19 protein-coding genes are annotated in these 19,135 nt (G+C 47.0%); 9 read left to right on the plus strand and 10 right to left on the minus strand.

Going from position 1 to position 19,135, the window contains the following annotated elements:
* Window positions 1–46 precede the first annotated feature (46 nt).
* Window positions 47–1,045 carry a class 1 fructose-bisphosphatase gene (locus C2755_RS06875; RefSeq protein WP_371816836.1) on the minus strand — a complete coding sequence of 333 codons (999 nt, stop codon included), beginning with the start codon at window positions 1,043–1,045 and terminating at the stop codon, window positions 47–49.
* Window positions 1,046–1,214: 169 nt separating this feature from the next.
* Here C2755_RS06875 and C2755_RS06880 point away from each other — a divergent pair, with 169 nt between their 5' ends.
* Window positions 1,215–1,418, plus strand: a complete 204-nt coding sequence (locus C2755_RS06880) for a type II toxin-antitoxin system VapB family antitoxin (protein WP_215320319.1) — start codon at window positions 1,215–1,217, stop codon at window positions 1,416–1,418.
* Between the two features lie 2 nt (window positions 1,419–1,420).
* Complete coding sequence (locus C2755_RS06885) at window positions 1,421–1,804, plus strand: type II toxin-antitoxin system VapC family toxin (RefSeq protein WP_215320322.1); 384 nt, start codon at window positions 1,421–1,423, stop codon at window positions 1,802–1,804.
* Between the two features lie 4 nt (window positions 1,805–1,808).
* On the opposite strand, the gene pepN is transcribed toward C2755_RS06885, so the two are convergent.
* The 5 genes from pepN to C2755_RS06910 form a co-directional block, all read right to left on the minus strand.
* Entirely contained in the window at window positions 1,809–4,418 is a 2,610-nt protein-coding gene (gene pepN, locus C2755_RS06890) for an aminopeptidase N (protein ID WP_215320324.1), read from the minus strand.
* Between the two features lie 45 nt (window positions 4,419–4,463).
* Window positions 4,464–5,039, minus strand: coding sequence for a TMEM165/GDT1 family protein (locus C2755_RS06895; protein ID WP_072583759.1), 576 nt, complete (start codon window positions 5,037–5,039; stop codon window positions 4,464–4,466).
* Between the two features lie 86 nt (window positions 5,040–5,125).
* Window positions 5,126–6,244 carry an alanine dehydrogenase gene (ald, locus tag C2755_RS06900; protein WP_215320327.1) on the minus strand — a complete coding sequence of 373 codons (1,119 nt, stop codon included), beginning with the start codon at window positions 6,242–6,244 and terminating at the stop codon, window positions 5,126–5,128.
* Window positions 6,245–6,256: 12 nt separating this feature from the next.
* Window positions 6,257–7,582 (minus strand): amino acid permease, encoded by a 1,326-nt coding sequence (locus C2755_RS06905; protein ID WP_305849383.1) that lies wholly within the window; start codon window positions 7,580–7,582, stop codon window positions 6,257–6,259.
* Between the two features lie 302 nt (window positions 7,583–7,884).
* On the minus strand, window positions 7,885–8,634 hold the full coding sequence (locus C2755_RS06910; protein ID WP_215320332.1) for a ThiF family adenylyltransferase: 750 nt from the start codon (window positions 8,632–8,634) through the stop codon (window positions 7,885–7,887).
* 22 nt (window positions 8,635–8,656) lie between these two features.
* On the opposite strand from C2755_RS06910, the gene pdxH reads away from it, so the two are divergent.
* Window positions 8,657–9,292 carry a pyridoxamine 5'-phosphate oxidase gene (gene pdxH, locus C2755_RS06915; RefSeq protein ID WP_215320334.1) on the plus strand — a complete coding sequence of 212 codons (636 nt, stop codon included), beginning with the start codon at window positions 8,657–8,659 and terminating at the stop codon, window positions 9,290–9,292.
* Window positions 9,293–9,305: 13 nt separating this feature from the next.
* Here pdxH and msrA read toward each other — a convergent pair whose 3' ends face one another.
* On the minus strand, window positions 9,306–9,878 hold the full coding sequence (gene msrA / locus C2755_RS06920; protein WP_215320337.1) for a peptide-methionine (S)-S-oxide reductase MsrA: 573 nt from the start codon (window positions 9,876–9,878) through the stop codon (window positions 9,306–9,308).
* 49 nt (window positions 9,879–9,927) lie between these two features.
* Here msrA and C2755_RS06925 point away from each other — a divergent pair, with 49 nt between their 5' ends.
* Window positions 9,928–11,325 carry a coniferyl aldehyde dehydrogenase gene (locus C2755_RS06925; RefSeq protein ID WP_215320339.1) on the plus strand — a complete coding sequence of 466 codons (1,398 nt, stop codon included), beginning with the start codon at window positions 9,928–9,930 and terminating at the stop codon, window positions 11,323–11,325.
* A gap of 36 nt (window positions 11,326–11,361) precedes the next feature.
* On the opposite strand, the gene C2755_RS06930 is transcribed toward C2755_RS06925, so the two are convergent.
* Window positions 11,362–11,556: a hypothetical protein gene (locus C2755_RS06930; RefSeq protein WP_215320341.1), complete on the minus strand. Its 195-nt coding sequence runs from the start codon at window positions 11,554–11,556 to the stop codon at window positions 11,362–11,364.
* A gap of 65 nt (window positions 11,557–11,621) precedes the next feature.
* On the opposite strand from C2755_RS06930, the gene C2755_RS06935 reads away from it, so the two are divergent.
* Complete coding sequence (locus tag C2755_RS06935; protein ID WP_215320344.1) at window positions 11,622–13,172, plus strand: DEAD/DEAH box helicase; 1,551 nt, start codon at window positions 11,622–11,624, stop codon at window positions 13,170–13,172.
* A gap of 2 nt (window positions 13,173–13,174) precedes the next feature.
* Entirely contained in the window at window positions 13,175–13,747 is a 573-nt protein-coding gene (locus C2755_RS06940; RefSeq protein WP_215320346.1) for a chorismate lyase, read from the plus strand.
* A 16-nt stretch (window positions 13,748–13,763) separates the two neighbouring features.
* Here C2755_RS06940 and C2755_RS06945 read toward each other — a convergent pair whose 3' ends face one another.
* On the minus strand, window positions 13,764–14,588 hold the full coding sequence (locus C2755_RS06945; protein WP_215320349.1) for a uroporphyrinogen-III synthase: 825 nt from the start codon (window positions 14,586–14,588) through the stop codon (window positions 13,764–13,766).
* A 34-nt stretch (window positions 14,589–14,622) separates the two neighbouring features.
* Complete coding sequence (gene hemC / locus C2755_RS06950) at window positions 14,623–15,588, minus strand: hydroxymethylbilane synthase (RefSeq protein ID WP_215320352.1); 966 nt, start codon at window positions 15,586–15,588, stop codon at window positions 14,623–14,625.
* Between the two features lie 43 nt (window positions 15,589–15,631).
* On the opposite strand from hemC, the gene argH reads away from it, so the two are divergent.
* Genes argH through C2755_RS06965 form a run of 3 tightly spaced genes read left to right on the plus strand, consistent with a single transcriptional unit; the run spans window position 15,632 to window position 19,133 of the window.
* A complete protein-coding gene (gene argH, locus C2755_RS06955; protein WP_215320354.1) occupies window positions 15,632–17,050 on the plus strand; it encodes an argininosuccinate lyase in 1,419 nt (472 codons plus the stop codon).
* A 5-nt stretch (window positions 17,051–17,055) separates the two neighbouring features.
* Window positions 17,056–17,607, plus strand: a complete 552-nt coding sequence (locus tag C2755_RS06960; RefSeq protein WP_215320358.1) for a TRAP transporter small permease subunit — start codon at window positions 17,056–17,058, stop codon at window positions 17,605–17,607.
* Window positions 17,604–19,133: a TRAP transporter large permease subunit gene (locus tag C2755_RS06965; RefSeq protein WP_215320360.1), complete on the plus strand. Its 1,530-nt coding sequence runs from the start codon at window positions 17,604–17,606 to the stop codon at window positions 19,131–19,133. The genes C2755_RS06960 and C2755_RS06965 overlap by 4 nt, the downstream gene beginning before the upstream one ends.
* The last annotated feature ends 2 nt before the right edge of the window (window positions 19,134–19,135 follow it).

Genomic DNA, 19,135 nt, shown 5'->3' on the forward strand with positions numbered 1-19,135 from the left:
AAAACCCAATCAATCGATTGGGTTTTTTATTATGAAGTGAGATTACTTATGCGTGATAGTGCATGATGCGATCAATCTCTTCTTTAGAGCCCAGCATTACAGAAACACGCTCATGCAAGTCAATTGGCTGCAAATCCATAATGAGATCCGTGCCATTGGTAGAGGCACCACCCGCTTGCTCTACTAGAAAACTCATTGGATTTGCCTCGTACATCAAGCGTAACTTACCCGGCTTGTGTGGTTCACGCTGATCCCATGGATACATAAACACCCCGCCACGAGATAAAACACGGTGCACATCCGCCACCATCGAAGCGATCCAACGCATATTGAAATCCTTGTCACGGGTGCCACTGACGCCAGCTAAGCACTCTTCAACATAACGACGAACTGGGTCAGCCCAGTGGCGCATATTGGACATATTGATTGCAAACTCTTTAGTCGAATGAGAAATCTTGACCACATCCTTGATAAGCAAAAACTCACCAGTCACCTTATTCAAGGTAAACATCACCACACCATCACCCAAGGTCAAGGCCATCGTAGTTTGAGGGCCATACACTACATAACCCGCAGCAACTTGATGACGTCCTGACAATAAAAAGTCAGAGGTCTGTAACGGTGCATTCGGGTCTTGTTTCTTGAGAACAGAAAAAATAGTTCCAATCGACACGTTCACATCAATATTAGATGAGCCATCCAGTGGATCAAACAACAGTAGATAATCACCTGTACCTTGAACGGGAACTGGGAGCTCCATTTCTTCTGAAGCTAAACCTGCGAGCGATTTACAACCTTTAACGCCATCAATTAATAGATCATTAGCAATGATGTCGAGCTTTTGTTGAACTTCACCCTGCACGTTGCCAGTGCCTGCGGAACCCAACAAGCCAATCAAGGCGCCCTGCGCTACTTCATGACTGAGAGTTGAGCAGGTATTAACAACCGCGGTCAGCAACTCTTGCAATCCAGCCGGGATAGCAACGCCAGCCGGCTTTGTGGAGGTCAAGTATTGCTTGAAATTAATATGGGTACTTGAGGACAAAGGTATTACTCCAAAGCTCTAATGAAATTAAGGTCTATTTTGCCTTGTTCCAAATGCCAACCTGAAAATATTGATATTTCCCATCTAAATGATCATTTGGGCACTAAACCACTCTAATTTTGATGTTATTTTAGATGTTATAATGCATCAATAATGATGAGGAATATATATGAGAACTACTGTCACGATTGACGACGATCTATATCAAAGAGGTTTGGATCTTGCTGACCCTGATATGGATAAAGCTGATCTCTTCAGGGAGGCCATTAACGTATTCATAAGAGTTCAAGTTGCTAAGAGGTTGGTAGCATTGGGTGGTAAATCACCTCAGATGAAGGCTATTCCTCGCCGCAAACCGAAAGATGGCCAGTAATCATGACCATGGTTTTAGTTGACACATCAGTCTGGGTAGCTCACTTTAGAAAGTCAAATGTATCTTTCGAAGCTCTACTACTAAATGACCAAATACTGTGTCATCCCCTAATTCAAATAGAATTAGCCTGCGGATCACCCCCATCGCCACGCTCTAAAACCTTGGGCTATATTAAAAAATTACGACAAGCAACTATAGCCACCCCTTATGAAATATTGGAGTTTATTGAAAAGCATCAACTTCAAGAATCTGGATGTGGGGCAATTGATGTGTCACTCCTTACATCAACTCTGCTTTCAGAAAATGTCCAGCTTTGGACTCTGGATAAGAGCCTAGAAAAGCTTGCAATTCGATTGGGTATTTCGTACGGCAATAAGCTCCATTAACTTCTTAGTTACCCAGCGCTTTTCCAATCACTTCCCTCACATCTGGAGAGAGCGTTGGGCATGCAGAAACACGCTCTAGAGCTGCTTTCATATGACCTTGGTACGGCTGGGCAAATAAACGCCAACGATCCAGGGCTCTGGCGAGGCGAGCCGCCACCTGAGGATTAATGGGATCAAGAGCTAATACGCTATCTACCCAGAACTCATAACCACTGCCATCCACCTGATGAAAGCTAGCAGGGTTGTTAGCGCAGAATGAATGAATCACGCTGCGAACTCGGTTTGGATTATTTAACTTGAATGCAGGATGCTCACGAAGTTTCTTCACCTCAGTAAGGGTGGAGTCAAGGCCGTCAACAGGAGGGCGACTGGATTGCAAGCCAAACCACTTGTCGATGACCAAGGCATCGTTAGCAAATCGATTGTAAAAATCAATTAAGCAATCTTTAGCTTGTTTTGCACCATGCACCACCAATGCGGATAAGGCTGCATAGCGGTCAGTCATATTGTCAGCAATCTGATATTGATTAGCTGCCATTGGGCCCCACACTGCTGGTGCCGCCTCAAGCAACATGCTCATTGCTAGATTTTTCAGAGCACGCTTACCAGCATCCACCCCATCAGACTTAAATGGCCCAGGTGTTTGCATCTGCTGATACAACGCAGCCCACTCGAGCTGCAACTGTTTGGCAATCTCTCTGCGGAAAGCGCGTCGCGCAGAAAATATCTCTTGAGGATCAACGCTCGTGCATTGCTCATACAAATAAGACTCTGCAGGCAGCGTTAAAGCCAGATCCTTAAAGGCGGGATCCAAGTTAGGGTCTAGCAAAATATTGCGATACGCCTCAATCAATTTGTCATCCGGCAAACGATGATTCAGAATCATTTGCATCGCTAACTTCTGACCAGCTTCCCAACGATTAAATGCATCATCATCGCTTGAGAACAAAGTCAGAAGATCTGCCTCGGATTGCTCAAAATCTAAATTAATCGGCGCAGAGAAGTTGCGATTGATTGAAAGCACTGGTCGCTCTTCAATATGCTCAAAAGTCCAAGTTTGACACTCTTGCGTTAATTCCAATAACTGTTCAGCTTGGTCATTTACCTTGGTAATTAAGCGCATCTTCAATGGAATATGGAAAGGCTTCTTCTTAGGCTGGCCTGGACTAGGCGCGCAACTTTGCGTCAGCGTCAGTTGGTACTGTTTTTTGGTGGCGTCGTAGCACTCTTGCACCTGAACCCTTGGGGTGCCTGCCTGGCTATACCAATTCTTAAACTGCGTCAGATCCTTGCCATTGGCATCTGCCATCGCGGCTAAGAAATCATCGCAGGTAACCGCCTGACCATCGTGGCGTTTGAAATACAAATCCATGCCCTTGCGGAAACCTTCTTTACCTAAGAGGGTTTGATACATCCTGACGACTTCAGAACCCTTCTCATAGACAGTGACGGTATAGAAGTTATTGATTTCTTGATATTCATCCGGCCGAATCGGATGTGCCATCGGGCCCGCATCTTCAGGAAATTGTAATTGACGCAGTAACCGAACATCTTCAATTCGCTTTACCGCTCTACCCGATTCACTACCCATTTGATCAGCAGAAAACTCTTGATCTCTAAATACTGTCAAACCCTCTTTCAGGGATAGCTGAAACCAATCCTGACAAGTGACACGATTACCGGTCCAGTTATGGAAGTATTCATGGGCAACGACACTCTCAATATTGGCAAAGTCTGCATCTGTCGCAGTCTCTGGCTGGGCAAGAACAAACTTGGTATTGAAAATATTCAAACCCTTGTTTTCCATTGCCCCCATATTGAAGTCACTTACCGCCACAATCATGAAGCGCTCTAAATCCAACTCCAATCCAAAACGCTTTTCATCCCAATGAATAGAGGCTATTAGGGAGTCCATGGCATGTCGAGTCTTCTTGAGGTCATGCGGCTCAACCCAGATCTGCAGTAACTTCTTAGCACCGCTGCTAGTGGTGATGGTCTCTTCAATACATTCCAACTTACCAGCAACCAAGGCAAACAAATAGGAGGGCTTAGGAAATGGGTCTTCCCAAGTAGCGCTATGCCATCCATTAGGTAGTTTTTCTGTAGTTAGTAAGTTGCCGTTGGATAACAGCACCGGGCACTCTGCTTCGCGTGCACGCAATGTCACGCGATAACGCGCCATCACATCCGGGCGATCCAAGAAGTAAGTAATCTTCCTGAAACCCTCTGCCTCACATTGAGTGAAAAAGTTCCCATTAGAAACATACAAGCCCATCAGAGTAGTATTTTTTTCTGGGATGCAAACGCAAATAATTTCTACGACAAACTTTTCTTTACCTTCATTTGGCAGCGAATGAATCGTCAGTGTTTCTGGTGTTAACTCAAAATGGCGATGCGCTTCACCATTGATGCGCAAACTGACAAACTCGAGTTCTTGCCCAACTAAAACCAATGGGGCTCCTGGCTTAAAGCTTTTGCCTGGCAAAACCTCAATACGACTTTTCACAACAGTTCGCGCTGGATCCAGAGCGATATCGAGCTCGACGTGATCGAAGGTGTATACAGGCGGGAGGTATTCGAGCCTACGAAAGCTCTGGGGGAGATCAGTTTTCATGAACCTATTTTAAGTCTAGGCTGGCAGACTGGTTGTCTCGTTATCTCAGGCCCATATTAGGGTGGCCAAGCCAATAGCAATAAAAGTAACTGCCGCCACTGCATGAACCCACTTAATGGGCATACGTTTCGTGAATTTCTGACCAATCCAGACGGCAGGGGCATTTGCCAGCATCATCCCCAATGTGGTGCCAACCGTTACGGAGAATACGTCCTCATAACGGGCGCCTAAGGCAATGGTCGCAATTTGCGTCTTATCACCCATCTCAGCCAAAAAGAATAAGCCTACCGTGAGTAAAAATACTTGGAGAGCCCTATCGGCTACCTTAGAACCAGCCGCATCATCAATATGATCTGGTACTAGTAACCATAAGCCGATTCCTAAAAAGCTCAAACCCAAAATCCAACGCATCACATCCGGTGACACTAGGGTGGTAAGCCAATGACCCAATAAGGCAGCACAAGCATGATTAGCAATCGTGGCAATAAAGATGCCCGCAATGATCGCTAACGCCTGCTTGGGATAGCGAGCCGCTAGCATCAATGAAAGTAATTGGGTTTTATCGCCCATCTCCGCTAGGGCAACCACCCCAGCAGAGAGGGTTAAGGCTGAAAAATCCATAAATGACTAGGTCCAGTAGGTTTTGCGTATTAGGGCTAGTTTAAATCCTAGCCCTCACTAGACCCACTCAATTTGGATATGTATGGCTACGCCACTAAAAGCTCCTCGGCTATTGCATAGTCCAAACCTTGAGCCATCGCAACAGGTTTAGATGTCAGCATCCCTTTGTGCACACTCAAACCATTGCGCAAGTGATGATCAATTGAGAGCGCTTTCATAACTCCCCGGTTTGCCAAAGCCTCAACAAACGGATAAGTCGCGTTGGTTAAAGCAAAGGTAGATGTTCTTGCAACTGCTCCGGGCATATTGGCAACGCAATAATGAATTACACCGTCCACCACGAAGGTTGGGTCCGCATGCGTAGTAGGCTTGGATGTTTCAAAACAGCCACCTTGATCAATGGCAACATCCACCACAACCGAACCAGGCTTCATTGTTTTAATCATGTCATGCGTAACCAACTTGGGAGCTGCTGCACCAGGTAGCAAAACCGCTCCAATCACGACATCAGCTTCACATACCTCTTGTTCAATCAGTAAACTGTCAGAATAAAAAGTTCTCACTCGATTGCCATAGAACATATCGATCTGGCGTAAGCGATCAATATCACGATCAAAGATGCAAACATCAGCCCCCATGCCAACCGCTATTTGCAAAGCATTACGGCCCACCACTCCACCACCCAGAATGACAATCTTTGCTGGCGATACACCAGGAACACCTGCCATCAACACACCTAAGCCACCATTGGTCTTTTCTAAATGGGATGCAGCTGCCTGAATAGACATGCGGCCAGCTACTTCACTCATGGGCGCCAATAGAGGGAGGGCGCCATTCATAGCAGTCACTGTTTCATAGGCAATACAGGTAGCGCCTGATTGCAACAAAGCTTTTGTCTGCCTTGGATCTGGTGCTAAGTGTAAATAGGTAAACAGAATTTGATCCTCGCGCAACATGGCACATTCTTGCGCCTGAGGCTCTTTGACTTTCACAATCATCTCCGCCCTTTGAAACACTTCTGCTGCACTATTCACGAGGCCGGCACCGGCAAGCCGATAAGACTCATCCGTTAAGCCAATTTGCTCGCCAGCACCTCTCTGAATCAGAACAGAATGCCCCTGTTTACAAAGTCCACTGACATTACCGGGGGTTAATCCAACCCGGAACTCATTATTTTTAACCTCTTGAGGTACGCCAATAATCATTGCCTTCTCCTATTATTTAAAGTCACGTTGGTTTGCTGTTTTGCGATGTAGGCCCACGACATAAAACATTGCGAGATACACGCCCAATAAACACGGCCCCACGATGAGTGCGATCCGTGCATCCTCATGAAAGCCCATCAACACCACCACCAATCCGATAAATGCCAGAGCAAACCATGAGGAATACGGCCACCAAGGAGCGCGATACCCTAATTCTGCCACTTGGGATTTGGACAGCGAGCGACGGAATTTGATCTGTGTAATCAAGATCGCGATCCAAACCATTAAGCCAATAAAGGTCACTGCAGCCATCATGTATTGAAAGGCTTTGTCAGGTACAAAGTAGTTCAGTACTACACCTGACATGCAGACTCCGACTGTGGTCATCACCGCACGATGAGGAACGCCGTACCTAGAAAGCTTTGAGAAGGATCTGGGAGCGTAGCCGTTAGACGATAAGGAGTACAACAAGCGTCCACCGCTAAAAATGCCGGCATTACAAGAAGAGAGCGCTGCAGTGATCACGACAAAGTTAATTAAGCCTGCCGCTTCTCGCAAACCCAGCCTCTCAAACATTACTACAAATGGACTGCCTTGCTGCCCAACTTGATTCCAGGGAAAGATAGCCAAAATAACCAAGATGGCACCCATATAGAAAATGAGAATACGCCAAGCTAAAGAATCAATGGCCATCGGAATGGTTTTTTGTGGGCTCTCTGCCTCGCCCGCAGAAAGACCAATCATTTCTATACCAACATAAGCAAACAAGACCATTTGCAATGACAACAACATTCCGCCGATACCATTTGGAAAGAAGCCGCCGTGTTGCCATAAATTATTCAGGCCAATGGGCTGCCAATCATTCGTAAAGCCAAACAAGATGACTGAACCTCCAAGCGCAATCATCGCGACAATCGCAACTACTTTAATAAGGGCAAACCAAAACTCAAACTCTCCAAATACCTTTACTGCAATCAGGTTGATTAAACCCATCATCACGATAGAAGAAAGTGCCCAAATCCACTGCGGGGTTTCAGGAAACCAAATGCCCATATAGATGCCAACCGCTGTGACTTCAGCAATTCCAACCACAATCCAATAAGTCCAATATCCCCAACCCACCATATACCCCGCTAGTGGACCCACATACGTATTGGCGTAGGCTGCGAAAGAACCGGCTACAGGTTCATGCACCGCCATTTCACCAAGTGTCCGCAGAACAATGAAGGCAACAATGCCTGCCAGCAAATAACCCAGAAGAATAGACGGACCTGCTATTTGAATTGCGCTAGCTGACCCCAGAAATAATCCAACGCCGATCGTTGAGCCTAAGGCCATCAAACGAATATGCCGTACTTTGAGGTGACGTTTTAAGCCAGATTGTTCAGTCTGCAAGGGAGACCTCCTTTCGATTTGTCATTGGCAACTTGCCAACGGAGCAAAGTCTAGGGAGGACTGGTGATCAGTACTAGAGGAGGAAAATTACTAAAGTGATAAATTAAATAAATCTATTTAGGAAAATATTGAAATGTCTTTGAAATCAACGCAGAGTTTGAAATAAATTATTTCTGATTGCAAAAGAATCAGTAATTTCCTACAGGGAATCCCCTTAAGGATTTACGGCAATTTTTGAGAAAAATTTACTGCGCAGAGATGAGATTCAGAATTTCTGCTGCAGCTGCAAGCCCACAAGCAGCCGTTACCATCACGGTAGAGCCATAACCCGTGCAGGCGAGGCCTCCGCTGGAAGCCCCCGCTCGTGGTTCATACGAGTAGATCGCGCGAATGCCCATTTTTTTCTTGAGATTTCTAGAGAAACCATGATCCTGTCTTAACCCTTGGCGAACCTTAGCCAATAAAGCATCTTGTTCGGTACGAGAAAGATCTTCGCAGCGTACTGATGTGGGGTCTGACTTGCCACCAGCGGCGCCACACATGACTAAAGCACGATTATTTTTCACGGCCCACACTGATAAAGCAATTTTGGTTTGTACTGAATCAGTCGCATCCAATACCAATGCATTTGCTGGAATGAGTCGATCTAAGTTTTCTGGCTCTAAGAATTCATCGTAAGCAGTCAACTTGATCTCTGGGTTAATTTGCAGAATGCGCTCCTTCATCGCCTCGACTTTTGCTTTACCGAACTGCCCTTCTATGGCGTGCAGCTGTCGATTGGTATTGCTTTCGGAGATATGATCAAAATCAATAATGACAAGGTGTCCAATACCAGTTCGGGCTAAGGCCTCTGCTGCCCAGGACCCAACTCCACCTAGACCAGCCACAACAACCGTTGCATTCAGAAAGCGCTCGCGCAGTTCTGGCCCATAGAGTCGTGAGACCCCGCCAAAACGACGATTTTCTAAGCTGCCTTCTACCTTGTCTTCTGCCATAGCTTCTCTTTATACTGAATAAATGGACCCCATTGCACAACTTCGCAAAAACTATACCTTTGGTCAGCTCTCAGAGACCGAGGTTCCCCAAGACCCGCTTCAGCTTTTCAAGCTTTGGTTTGATCAAGCGGTGAAAGCAGAATGTCCTGAACCCAACTCAATGACCTTGGCAACGGCTAACCAGGCTGGCAATCCATCAGCCCGTATTGTCTTACTAAAAGGCGCAGACCAAAATGGCTTTACCTTTTTTACTAACTACGAGAGTCAAAAAGGCAAAGACTTGGCCATCCGCCCTCAAGCAGCCCTCCTCTTCCATTGGCATGAATTAGAGCGCCAGGTACGTATTCAGGGTGTTGTTGAGCGAGTTAGTGCAGCTGAAAGTGATGAGTACTTCCATTCTCGCCCAGCCGCTTCCAGAATTGGTGCCTGGGCCTCGCCTCAGAGCGCCGCCATCCCAAACCGTGAATTCTTAGAAGAAGCGGAAAAACGTTTTAAGACAGAGTTTGGCAATACCCCTCCACGTCCAGAACATTGGGGTGGTTACCGCCTGCGCCCCAATGAAATTGAATTCTGGCAAGGTCGCCCATCTAGATTGCATGACCGCATGCACTACAAACTAGCAGGTGCCAACTGGCGAGTGAATCGCCTAGCGCCCTAGAGACCTTTAATCCTCAGGAATACTGCGGCGCTATGAGTGATTTAAATTTCGCTCTAAATTTAGCTAGCTTAGGTGCAACTACTGCCATGCAATATCCTTGATTAGGATGCTGCTGAAAATAATTCTGGTGATAGTCTTCTGCAGGATAAATAGTTGGCGCAGCATCGATCTGAGTGACCACTGGGTTGACGTAGATTTTTGAATCTTCAAGTTCTTTCACTACTTCATGCGCAATCTGGGACTGTTCTTCGCTATGAGTAAAAATGACTGAACGATATTGCGTACCATGATCGTTGCCTTGATAGTTCAAGGTAGTTGGGTCATGAATCACGAAAAGGATTTCCAATAAATCCCCAAATGAAACGATTTGCGGATCAAACAAGATATCGACAATCTCGGCATGGCCTGACACGCCCGTGCAAACAGCCTCATAAGTCGGATTGGGTCTAGCGCCACCGGCGTAGCCAGAAACCACAGACCGAACTCCTGAAATTTGCTGGTAAACCGCTTCCAAACACCAAAAACAGCCCCCACCCAAGGTTGCACGCTCTAAAAGGGGTTCTTTTTTATCTAAATTTGTTTCCATGGCTTTATCCTAATGCCTTATTCCAATACCTGCCAACTATTAATAGACTATGAATCGCTTCACTATCCAGCTCGATGAAATGAAAGCAGCTTATGCTGCAGAACCAAACCCTACTCTCGAAGTGAGACTGGATCGAATTGCCCGCATTGAAAAAATGATTGAGGCAAATGAAGAAAAAATCTGTAAAGCGCTCGAGGCTGACTTCGGAGTACGCCATCCAGTGGAGACAAGGCTTGCTGAATGCCAGATGATCTATCAGGCATGCAAGTACACCCGCAAGCATCTCAAAGAGTGGATGAAGCCAGAGCAAAGAGAAGTTCCATCCCATATGGGCGCTTCACAAGCCTGGGTTGAAAGTCAATCGCTTGGCATAGTTGGCATTCTGAGTCCCTGGAACTATCCGGTTCAATTAGCGCTCATTCCAGCAATCGCCGCTTTTGCTGCTGGTAACCGTGTTTGGTTAAAGCCTTCTGAACGAAGCTCACGCACCTCTGGATTTATTGCCAGCTTAATTCAAGAATATTTTCACCCTAGTGAGTTCTGCGTCACTACTGGTGGCCCAGAAGTAGCTGAGCAATTTGCAGCACTGCCTTTTAATCATCTTTTCTTCACTGGCTCGGGAGCTATTGGCAAAAAAGTGATGCGTGCTGCCGCAGAAAATCTGACACCAGTCACTCTGGAGCTTGGCGGTACAACGCCCGTTATCATTGATAAGAGCGCCAAACTCAAAGATGCTGCTGCATCCATTGCTTACGGCAAATTACTGAACGGCGGTCAAACTTGTATTGCCCCAGACTATGTTTTGCTAGAGCAAGGCATTCAAGCAGAATTTATTCAAGAATTACAAACTGCAGCTCAAGTTCAATTTAGCAAACCAGAAGAACTAACAGGCCCGATTGATGGGCGCCAATTGGAATACTGGCAACACCTAGTCAGCGATGCGCTTGACCGTGGTGCAAAAGTGATTCCTTTACTCAATAACCCTGGTGCTGGTGCAAGACCGTTTGAACCTATCGCATTGATCAATGTTCCGCCAGAGGCCCGCATTCTTCATGAGGAAATCTTTGGGCCCATACTGCCGATCATGACTGTTGCAGATACCTCGGCAGCGATTGCTTATGTAAACAACAAACCCAATCCCTTGGCTCTATATTGGTTTGGCAAAGACAAAAAGAATATGAAGCGCGTTTTACATGAAACGTGTTCTGGTGGCGTCACTATTAATGACACACTCCTACACATCACCATTGAAGACCTTCCTTTTGGTGGAGTGGGAGCGAGTGGTATGGGGAGTTACCACGGCAAAGCAGGCTTTGATGCCTTTAGCCATCAAAAGTCGATTCTGGAAGTACGCGGCTTTTTTGGTTTAAACCTTTTCAAGGGAACTAAAACAGCGCGTCCTCCATATGGAAAAGTGACTGAGTGGCTTTTGCGTTACCTCAAATAAAGAATCAAACAAGTAATACTTGAATGACTAAGCTCATTAGATGAGGGCTTTATCTCTCCATTTGCTAATTAAGTCGGGAAAACCCTTGTAATCGAGTGCTGAAAATGCCATAATAAGAGGCTTTTTAAAGCAATTTGATTCATCGCCCCCCAGCTCTATTTCAGCGATTAGTTTAGAAGTCATAAACACAACAACGCTGCCGCTTGTCTGATGGTCGATGCCTTTGACCATCGCACCCTATAAAAAACCATGGGTGCAACATACGGAGACATCCCTTAAAGGGGATGTGTAATAGCATGACTTTTTCTAAAGAAACTAATCATGAGTCGAAAGACTCAAAGAGCACTGGAACTGAGTTCCAGAATTTTGCCCTAGCGGCTTCACTCCTTAAAAACGTTGCTGAACTGGGTTATACCCAAGCCACTTCCGTGCAAGCTCAGGTTATTCCTGCGGCTTTGGCTGGTGGTGACTTATTGGTCAGCAGCCAAACCGGTAGCGGTAAAACCGCAGCCTTTTTATTGCCTTTGATTAATCAACTCATCGAAGACAACCCGAACAACTCACCGGTACCAGGTCGCGCACAACCTAAAGTGTTAGTGCTCTGCCCTACTCGTGAATTGGCTCAACAGGTATCTGCTGATGCAGTGAACTTAGTTCGTGGCATGAAAGGTATCCGTATCGCAACTGTGATGGGTGGCATGCCATACGGCAAGCAGATCCAGGCATTAAAAGGTGCATTGTTAGTTGTTGCAACTCCAGGTCGTTTGCTCGACTTGTGCGATAGCAAAGCAATTCGCTTAGACGATGTTAAGCAACTCGTTATCGATGAAGCAGACCGCATGCTTGACATGGGATTTGCTGACGACCTCGAGGCAATTGATAAGCGTTGCGCAGGCCGTAACCAAACTTTGATGTTCTCTGCAACTTTTGCGCCAAAGATCATGTCTTTAGCAAACGAGTTGACTACAGATGCTAAGCGTATTGAACTTGCTCACGCAGGTGAAAAGCACGCCAACATTGAACAGAAATTACATTGGGCTGACAGCATGTCACACAAGCATAAATTGCTCGAGCACATTTTGGCTGATGCTGATTTGGATCAAGCGGTTGTGTTTGCTAGCACTCAAGTTGAGAGCGAAAAAATTGCTGACACCTTGCGCGCTAATGGCTATGAAGCTACTGCCCTTCACGGTGCAATGCCTCAAGCCGTGCGTATGCGTCGCCTTGAGTCTTTACGTAAAGGTCACACCAAGATTTTGGTGGCGACTGACGTAGCGGCTCGCGGTATTGATGTACCACGTATTAGTCACGTGATTAACTTTGGCTTGCCAATGAAGCCAGAAGACTATACGCACCGCATCGGTCGTACCGGTCGTGCAGGTCGTAATGGTGTTGCCATCACTTTGGTTGAACATCGTGATCGCGCGAAGATCCGCAATATCGAACGCTTTACACAGCAAGATATCGTTGCTTCAGTCATCGCTGGTCTTGAGCCGCAAGCCAAGCCAAGCTTTGGTGGCGGTGGTGGCGGTCGCGCTGGTGGTGGCCGCTCAGGCGGCGGTGGCGGTCGCGCTGGTGGTGGCTTTGGTGGCAATCGTTCTGGAGGTGGTGGCGGTCGTTACGGCTCAGGCGCTCGTTCAGAATCTCGCTTTGGTGGTGGCGGTTCAGGCGGCGGCAATGCTGGTGGTCGCTCAGACGATTCACGCCCAGCACGCTCTGCTGATTCACGTCCTGCGCGTTCTGCTGACTCACGTCCGGCACGCTCTGGTGACTCACGTCCAGCAGGCGGACCACGTTTTGCTAAACCAAAGGCCGGCGGTCAACGTCGCAGCTTTAGCGGTAGCTAAAAATGATTCACCGCAATCGTCTCCGTTCTGCATGGAATCGAGTCGGTTCCGGTGAAATCCATCGGGCGCCACGCGAGTGGCAACCTTGGCTAAGCGATACCGGGTCTCTCACCCAAAAAATTGAGAATGCAATTGGGCAAAAGCTAGAAATTCAGGTTTTGCGTGATTGTCCTCAATCACTCAATAGCGACGAAAGTCGCTATTTTCATTTCAAGCTCAGACGCTGCAGAGTACGTGAAGTACTACTCTGCTCAAATGGCATTGCCTTGGTTATGGCACACAGCGTCATTCCAACACTCAGCTCCAGCGGCAGTAATCATCAGGTCTTGCGATTAGGCACTAAGCCATTGGGTGCGGTCTTATTTAGTAAAACTCGCAAACAATCTAAGGCAAAGCCGCCGCGCGATATTGCGCGCCTTGATAAAAGGAGTGAATTATGGAAAAAGTGCTCTAAGCACTCTGCCGGCTTGAGCTCGCCATTATGGGCACGACGTACCCTCTATCGCTTAAAAGGTCATCCTATTTTGGTAAATGAGATTTTTTTGCCTGCCTTGTTACCGACTGCAAAGCGTTGATTATTCGCCTTTACTTTTAGATTGTCAGCCAAGCTAAAGTTGACTTGATCAAAGCCTCATCACCCGGCTCACTTGTAAAGACTTCACCAAACCCAATCATTTCCGCCGCATCCGCAATATTATGATGTGGGCATAGTGCACTGGCGACATTGAGGCTTTGCGTAAATTGGTCTTTCATGACTTCGCCAAGATAGCGAACAGCCTCAGAGGAAGTGAGCAACCAAAGTGATTTACTCAAATCCATTTCTCGCACCAGTTGCCAAGCAGGATTATCAATACCCAAGGGCACACGTGTGTAGGTTGAAATAGCCTCTACAGTGGCGCCTGCCTTTTTTAGCGTATCTGCCAGCCAATCACGGCCACCCTCACCTTTAAAGATCACTACTTTTTTACCCTGCCAATTCCATTTCAGGGATTGAAGCTCTTTCCACAAACCTTCAGAGTCCCAGTTTTCATTATTTCCTGGAATGATGATGGGAGTGGGCTTGTCTTCCGATCCGACACCATGATTTTTCAGGGCAAAATGACTGCTGCCACCCATTACACCAATGGGAATAATCTTCTTAGAAAAGTCTTGCCAATCTCGCTCCAATAAACGCATCACACTCTCGATGGCATTAGGACTTACAAAGATGGCAAAATCCGCGTCACTCAGGGTGGTAGCAATATGGTCAGCTAGATGTTCGTCCGACCTGGGAACAATGGTTAGCAAAGGCAAAGAGAGAATTTCTGGAAGACTACGCTTTCCTACTCCACTTGCCTCGATTGCTTTGGTGAGCACTTCAATCAATTGACGAGCCTGACCACTAGGTCTCGTGACAATGATCGTTTTAGTACTCATGCTCAATAGCTACTTTTTCTCTATTTTCTATGTATTACTTAGAAATTTTAGGAATTAAGTCGGCTGCGCCCTGCGCCAGCAAGTCCTTTGCCACTGCTAGTCCTAGCGCCTCTGCGTCTTCAACTGATGTCACCTGAGCGCTGCCATTGGCTAAGCAAATAGCCTTGCCATCAACACTCGCTACAAAAGAGCGAATATTCATTTGGTTCTGATCCCATATGGCATGGGCAGCTAACGGTACCTCACATGAGCCGCCGAGTTGACGAGACACCATACGTTCAGCAGAAACAGCCAATAAAGTTGGTAAATCATTTAGTGGAGCAAGCCACTGTTTGATATTGGGATGCTTGCTTAAAGTTTCGATACCTAAGGCGCCCTGACCTGCAGCAGGTGTGTAAGGATCGTATGGCAAAAATGCACGGATGCGGGACTCCAAACCTAAACGCTTTAAGCCTGCAGCCGCCAAAATAATGGCTTGATATTCACCGCGATCTAACTTGCTCATACGGGTATCTAAGTTACCGCGTAATGGCTGTATGACTAAATACGGAAATTTTGCGCGCAGCACTGATTCACGTCTGAGGCTTGAGGTACCCACAATCGCACCGTGTGGTAAATCCTCAAAGATTGCATAGTCATTGGAAACAAAGGCATCGCGCGCATCTTCCCTGGCCATGACACAAGAAAGGTCGAATCCCTCGGGCATCACCATTGGGACATCTTTTAAAGAATGCACCGCTAAATCGGCTCGTCCATCCTCAAGTGCTGTTTCCAGCTCTTTTACAAAAAGGCCCTTACCACCCACTTTAGAGAGGGCTCGGTCCAAAATCTGATCCCCACGGGTGGTCATCCCTAAAATCTGGACATCGCAGCCTGGATAGAGCTTTTTCAGGCAATCCCGGACATGCTCAGCCTGCCACATGGCTAGGCGACTTTCACGGGAAGCGATTACGAGGCGCTTTGGAGCGTCAGATGGGGAGGAATTCAGGGTTGGGGACATAACATTTAAAATAATTAAAGACCTACACCAATATACTGTGTTTATGAGCTCATCAAATAATTCCTTAGCCAACAAAGCCCAAGCTTGGTCGGCCCGTTTTGCAGAACCTGTCGACGAACTCGTTCAGCGTTATACCGCCTCTATTGGCTTTGATCAACGCTTTGCAATGGTTGATATTGCCGGCTCCTTAGCCCATGCTGAAATGCTGGCTACCCAAAAGATTATTAGCAGCCAAGATTTGGCCGATATTCAAAGGGGCATGGCTCAAATTAAGAGTGAAATCGAATCAGGGCAGTTTAATTGGCAATTAGCACTAGAAGATGTGCACCTGAACATCGAAGCGCGCTTAACAGCATTGGTAGGCGATGCTGGCAAGCGTTTGCATACCGGTCGTTCACGTAATGACCAAGTAGCGACTGATTTGCGCCTATGGTTGCGTAGCAATGTTGATGATATTGCTATCACCCTTAAATCTCTCCGTCTTGCACTATTGGATTTAGCTGAAAAGCATGCTTCCACGATCATGCCAGGTCATACGCATTTGCAAGTTGCGCAACCGATTACTTTTGGTCATCACTTGATGGCCTACTATGAAATGTTTAGTCGTGATGCCAGTCGCTTAGTAGATTTGCGTGCTCGTTTCAATCGCCTGCCTTTAGGTGCAGCAGCATTAGCTGGCACCACCTATCCGATCGATCGTGAACAAGTGGCTAAGACCTTAGGCTTTGATGGTATCTGCAATAACTCATTAGACGCTGTCTCTGATCGTGACTTTGCGATTGAGTTCTGCGCCTTCTCATCAATTTTGATGATGCACGTATCGCGCCTGTCTGAAGAGTTGATCTTATGGCTGAGCCCACGCTTTGGTTTCATCGATCTACCAGATCGCTTCTGCACTGGCAGCTCGATCATGCCGCAAAAGAAAAATCCGGATGTTCCAGAATTAGCCCGTGGTAAGACTGGCCGTGTATATGGCGATCTGATTTCTTTGTTGACCCTTATGAAGGGTCAACCACTGGCCTACAACAAAGATAACCAAGAAGATAAAGAACCTCTGTTTGATGCAGTAGATACTGTGCAAGATACCTTGCGTATTTTTGCTGACATGGTTCCGCATATTGAAGTGAAAGCAGAAGTAATGAAGAAGGCTGCTGAAGAAGGTTTTGCAACAGCAACCGACTTGGCTGACTATTTGGTTAAAAAAGGTTTGGCTTTCCGCGATGCCCATGAAGCAGTGGCCCATGCCGTTAAGGCCTGTGTTGGCAGAAACTGTATGCTTACCGACCTCAGTCTTTCTGAGTTGCGTTTTGCATGTGGTTTAGATAACCGCCCTGAACTGATTAGCGATGATGTGTTTGCATTACTCACCGTTGATGGCTCAGTGCAATCACGCCAACATGCTGGTGGTACCGCCCCGGAGCAGGTTCTCGCTGCTATTAAACGGGGTCGCGCAGACCTTTAAAGTGCATGGGGTTTTGGTCCAAACTCTCTGCGGGGATTGACTACGTAAACCAGCTTCTGGGCAAGGCAGCCAGCATCATGATTTTGCTGTCTTGTGTCGTGTCAGCACTCAATGCCCTGCTGCGCTATGGATTCGATGTCAGCAACAACTGGCCATTAGAACTTCAATGGTATCTCTTCGCTGCTGCAGTTATGCTCGGCACGTCTTACACACTCAAACGCAATGAACATGTCAGGGTAGATTTAATTTACTCACAACTTTCTGATCGCGGGCGCTTGTGGGTTGATCTTTTTGGCTTGGCATTCTTTTTAATGCCAGCCTGCCTCTTATTTGCTTGGCTCTCCTGGACAACACTCTTTTACCCATCATGGCTGGTAACCGAGCATTCACTGAACTCTGGTGGCTTAGCACGTTACCCCATTAAGTTTGTAGTACCTTTTGGGTTTTTGATGCTGAGCCTGCAAGGTGTGTCAGAAATCATTAAGCGTATCAGCGCGTTACAGGGTAAAACAACCCTCCCCGCCGAAGATCTCCATTACGAAAAGCCGATGCAATGATTCCATTAGAGTGGATGCCACCCTTGATGTTTGGTGGGCTGATTGTCTTTATGTTAATCGGCTTCCCGGTTGCATTCTCTTTAATGGCTGCGGGATTATTTTTCTCAGCCATTGCGATTGGCGAAGGCTTCTTTGGCCTCCCATTTTTGCAAGCTATTCCGCAACGCATCTTTGGTAGCGTGCTCGCCAATGATCTACTGCTAGCCATTCCCTTCTTCACTTTCATGGGCGCTATTTTAGAGCGCTGCGGCCTCGCAGAAGAAATGCTCGACTCGATGGGCCAACTGTTTGGGCGCGTTCGTGGCGGCCTTGGTTACTCCATCATCATCGTTGGCTTTATCTTGGGTGCCATCACTGGCACTGTCGCTGCTCAGGTGATCGCTATGGCAATGATTTCTTTGCCGGTGATGATGCGTTACGGCTACAACATGCGCTACGCTACAGGCGTTTTAGCGGCCTCTGGAACGATTACGCAGCTGGTGCCCCCATCATTGGTATTGATTGTGTTGGCGGACCAACTTAAAACACAAAGCGGCAGTGCAGATGTGGGCAGCATGTATCTCGGCGCATGGGGTCCATCGCTTTTGCAGATCGCCCTCTTTGCTCTATATACATTCTTCCTGAGTCGTGTTCGCCCCGACTATCTGCCGCCTGTACCTGAAAGCGATCTCACACTTAAAGGCTGGGCCCTTTGGAAAAAATGCCTCCTAGGAATCATCCCATCAGCGGTCCTGATCTTCCTGGTTCTGGGCACCATCATGACTGGTATTGCCACCCCTACAGAATCGGGTGCTATGGGTGCAATGGGTGCACTTCTTCTCGCTTGGCTACGCCGTGCAAGCATTCCTAATCTCAAAGGATTGGTACAAGAGGCTTATCAAAACACCATGCGTATTACTGCCATGGTGGTTTTTATTCTAATTGGATCTACTTGCTTCTCTGTCGTCTTTCAAGGAATAGATGGTGGCTTCTGGGTAGAAGAGCTTTTCTCCAATCTTCCTGGTGGTTGGATTGGCTTTCTGATCGTCGTTAATTTATTTGTTTTCTTCCTAGCTTTCTTCTTAGACTTCTTTGAAATCGCCTTCATAGTGGTGCCGATGTTGGCACCAGTAGCAGTGAAATTACTTTCACCGGTATTGCTCGATTCCATGAATGGCAATCCTCAAGCAGCAGCCAGTGCAGCACTAGTGTGGTTTGGGGTCATGCTCTGTGTGAATATGCAGACTTCTTTTATGCATCCGCCGTTTGGTTTTGCCCTTTTCTACCTCAGAGGTGTAGCACCGAAAGAAGTGAAGAGTAGTGATATCTATTGGGGTGCCCTGCCTTGGGTAGGTCTACAGTTAGTAATGGTTGTGCTGGTGATGGTATTCCCGGCCTTAGTTACAACTCTCCTAGATAAGCCTGCTGCTGTAGTTCAAAGCCAAGACTTTAATTTCACCGGGGAAGAAAGCAAGCCTGATACATCCACAACCAAGGTAGATGAGGATGCTCCGGTGACGTTTCAGCTGGATAAGCCGGCAAAATAAAA

The sequence above is a fragment of the Polynucleobacter sp. MWH-S4W17 genome, from assembly GCF_018687535.1.
Taxonomy (GTDB): domain Bacteria; phylum Pseudomonadota; class Gammaproteobacteria; order Burkholderiales; family Burkholderiaceae; genus Polynucleobacter.

Excerpts from the sequence above, each read along its gene's own strand:
- hemC (WP_215320352.1), bottom strand. The coding sequence starts at position 15,588 with ATGTCCCCAACCCTGAATTCCTCCCCATCTGACGCTCCAAAGCGCCTC.
- msrA (WP_215320337.1), bottom strand. The coding sequence starts at position 9,878 with ATGGAAACAAATTTAGATAAAAAAGAACCCCTTTTAGAGCGTGCAACC.
- C2755_RS06960 (WP_215320358.1), top strand. The coding sequence starts at position 17,056 with ATGGGGTTTTGGTCCAAACTCTCTGCGGGGATTGACTACGTAAACCAG.
- C2755_RS06905 (WP_305849383.1), bottom strand. The coding sequence starts at position 7,582 with ATGGCCTTAGGCTCAACGATCGGCGTTGGATTATTTCTGGGGTCAGCT.
- C2755_RS06930 (WP_215320341.1), bottom strand. The coding sequence starts at position 11,556 with ATGGTCAAAGGCATCGACCATCAGACAAGCGGCAGCGTTGTTGTGTTT.
- pdxH (WP_215320334.1), top strand. The coding sequence starts at position 8,657 with ATGGACCCCATTGCACAACTTCGCAAAAACTATACCTTTGGTCAGCTC.
- C2755_RS06945 (WP_215320349.1), bottom strand. The coding sequence starts at position 14,588 with ATGAGTACTAAAACGATCATTGTCACGAGACCTAGTGGTCAGGCTCGT.
- C2755_RS06880 (WP_215320319.1), top strand. The coding sequence starts at position 1,215 with ATGAGAACTACTGTCACGATTGACGACGATCTATATCAAAGAGGTTTG.
- C2755_RS06925 (WP_215320339.1), top strand. The coding sequence starts at position 9,928 with ATGAATCGCTTCACTATCCAGCTCGATGAAATGAAAGCAGCTTATGCT.
- C2755_RS06935 (WP_215320344.1), top strand. The coding sequence starts at position 11,622 with ATGACTTTTTCTAAAGAAACTAATCATGAGTCGAAAGACTCAAAGAGC.
- C2755_RS06910 (WP_215320332.1), bottom strand. The coding sequence starts at position 8,634 with ATGGCAGAAGACAAGGTAGAAGGCAGCTTAGAAAATCGTCGTTTTGGC.
- C2755_RS06895 (WP_072583759.1), bottom strand. The coding sequence starts at position 5,039 with ATGGATTTTTCAGCCTTAACCCTCTCTGCTGGGGTGGTTGCCCTAGCG.
- pepN (WP_215320324.1), bottom strand. The coding sequence starts at position 4,418 with ATGAAAACTGATCTCCCCCAGAGCTTTCGTAGGCTCGAATACCTCCCG.
- C2755_RS06965 (WP_215320360.1), top strand. The coding sequence starts at position 17,604 with ATGATTCCATTAGAGTGGATGCCACCCTTGATGTTTGGTGGGCTGATT.
- ald (WP_215320327.1), bottom strand. The coding sequence starts at position 6,244 with ATGATTATTGGCGTACCTCAAGAGGTTAAAAATAATGAGTTCCGGGTT.
- C2755_RS06940 (WP_215320346.1), top strand. The coding sequence starts at position 13,175 with ATGATTCACCGCAATCGTCTCCGTTCTGCATGGAATCGAGTCGGTTCC.
- C2755_RS06885 (WP_215320322.1), top strand. The coding sequence starts at position 1,421 with ATGACCATGGTTTTAGTTGACACATCAGTCTGGGTAGCTCACTTTAGA.
- argH (WP_215320354.1), top strand. The coding sequence starts at position 15,632 with ATGAGCTCATCAAATAATTCCTTAGCCAACAAAGCCCAAGCTTGGTCG.